This is a genomic window from bacterium (genome assembly GCA_040755795.1).
Classification (GTDB): Bacteria; UBA9089; CG2-30-40-21; order CG2-30-40-21; family SBAY01; genus JBFLXS01.
In genome coordinates this window covers 1-2,333 of sequence record JBFLXS010000043.1, presented here as the reverse complement: position 1 = coordinate 2,333, position 2,333 = coordinate 1, and the positions used below count along the sequence as shown (strand labels likewise).

2 protein-coding genes are annotated in these 2,333 nt (G+C 36.0%); both read left to right on the top strand.

The annotated features are described in order from the left end of the window. Positions 1 to 1,460 (top strand): PKD domain-containing protein (locus tag AB1414_04905; GenBank protein MEW6606785.1); only part of this gene is annotated, 1,460 nt, incomplete at its 5' end. 196 nt (positions 1,461 to 1,656) lie between these two features. Next, on the top strand, positions 1,657 to 2,157 hold the full coding sequence (locus AB1414_04900) for a hypothetical protein (protein ID MEW6606784.1): 501 nt from the start codon (positions 1,657 to 1,659) through the stop codon (positions 2,155 to 2,157). Positions 2,158 to 2,333 lie beyond the last annotated feature (176 nt).

The following is a 2,333-nucleotide window of genomic DNA, read 5'->3' as shown; positions in this document are numbered from 1 at the left end:
ATTGGACATTTACATTTACTGCGACAGATACGAGTGTAAGTGATATAGAATATCAGGTAGAGGCAAGTGATTATGATGGGAATACATCAGTTAGCGGTAAGTGGTATATAAAGATAACAGATGATGAAAATCCAGTAGCGGTTTTCACCTATAGTCCCATTATTCCAGAACAAAATCAAATAGTAACATTTAATGCTGGGAGTTCAACAGATAATATAAAGATAGTAACATATACCTGGATATTTGGCGATGGAGATATTTTGAGTTTACCAGGTTGGGAATGTACACATAAATATACCCAGATAGGGACATATACAGTTAAATTAGAGATTCAGGATAATGCAGGAAATAAAGCTTCTACCCAGACAACTATAATTGTGAAGGATAAAGAGATTCCAGTTCCTCGTATTAACTGTAACGACAGTGGAATCAACCAAAATCCTAAGCCAGTTGAAGAAGATGCGGCAGTTAGATTTGATGGTAGCAAATCAACGGATAATGGGATTATCAAAACATATATTTGGGAATTTGTGGGTAATGGAACACAGATAGTTGCAACTACTACTTCTGTTATGACCTATTCCTTCGCTAATCCAGGGTTATATACAGTCTATTTGAATGTAGTGGATGATAACAATAATACGAGTACAGTTCCTGCTTCTATTCAAGTTACTGTAGTGTATAACCAACTTACGGAGATACAAACAATTGGTGTCAACGGGGGTGTTCTTGGTGAGGTAGATGATATTACACTTAATATCCAGGCAGGTGCTTTAGGGGTGAATGTTGAGTTTAAAGTTGAACCAGCATCTTTAGCTGAAATCCCGAATGGGTTTGTTGGTATTGCGGGCACAGCTTATAAAATAACTCCAAAGAAACTTTTCAATAATGAAGGTACTTTAACTATCTGGTATGCAGATGCTGACCAGGATGGTCTGGTAGAAGAGTGTGATATTAACAATTTCCAGAAACAACCGCTTAAGGCAGAAGACTTACGAATTTACTATTTCGATGGTTATGATTGGATGATGTTGCCCGGTGTAGTTAACACGGCTTCAAGGACTGTAATGGCGAAGATAAATCATACAGGTAAATTTGCCATTGGGATAAAAGACCAGGGGATAGCAGGTCGAGATGTTGACCCGGATACTATTCTGGCTAACTTAGTTTTGACTGAAAATCCATTTGCTCCAAGTGGTAGTAATTTCACCGAATTTCAGGGTGATTTAGGTAGAGATTCGTATATTACCGTTAAAATTTACGATACTACGGGTGAAGAGGTAAGGGAATTACCAAAGACATTAGTTACAGCAGGAGCAAGTCGAGTATTGGCTATCTGGGATGGAAGAACCAATGGTGGTGAGATTACTGAAAATGGTATCTATGTCTATCAGATTAAGGTAGAACAAATTGGTGGTAGGATGAAGGTTGAGACACACGCAATTGGAATAGTGAAATAAAGGTAATGTAAAGCGTAATTAATTTACCCGGATGAAGTGAGATACTAGGTTTAAGAAGCAAGGAACAAGAAGCAGAGGAGTTTATTTTTCTACCGTGCTCAATTGAATCGTGAAACTACCAACTATTATCTATTGTATCACTTCAGAAGGCTAAATAATTAGGGTGAATCTTTAGTCGAGTATAAGGTAAAAAATTATGTTAGAAGATGAAATATTACAAAATTTCCTGAATAATGCTGTAAAAAACGCAAAAAGGCAGATAGAAGAAGAAGGCAAATTAACAGTAGAGAGTGCTATTCCATTACTGTTGCAGTCACAATTTAACCATATCCTTCATCTTGACAAGGAACTTTCTAGTTTGCGAATATTGATTGATGAGCGATTTGAAAAAATGGAAGGACGATTTGAAAAGATTGATGAGCGATTTGAAAAGATGGAAGGACGATTTGAAAAGATTGATGAGCGATTTGAAAAGATGGAAGGACGATTTGAAAAGATTGACGAGCGATTTGAAAAAATGGAAGGACGATTTGAAAAGATTGATGAGCGATTTGAAAAAATGGAAGGACGATTTGAAAAGATGGAAGGACGATTTGAAAAGGTTACTATAAAATTAGAGTGGCTTTTAGGTATAGTGATAGGTTTAATAAGTTTAGGATTTACTTATATAGGTATCGTGTTATCTATGAGAGGATAATAAAAATAAAAAGGAGGTAAATTATCATGTTAAAGAAAAATATTATGATAGTAGTATTAGGAGGAGTTATATCCGTATGGTTAACATCTTTTTCTTTTGCGGCTTTTAAATTTGAAGGGGTTGGTGCAAGACCTTTAGGTATGGGAGGTGCATTTGTGGGATTAGCCAATGATATT

Excerpts from the sequence above, each read along its gene's own strand:
- AB1414_04900 (MEW6606784.1), top strand. The coding sequence starts at position 1,657 with ATGTTAGAAGATGAAATATTACAAAATTTCCTGAATAATGCTGTAAAA.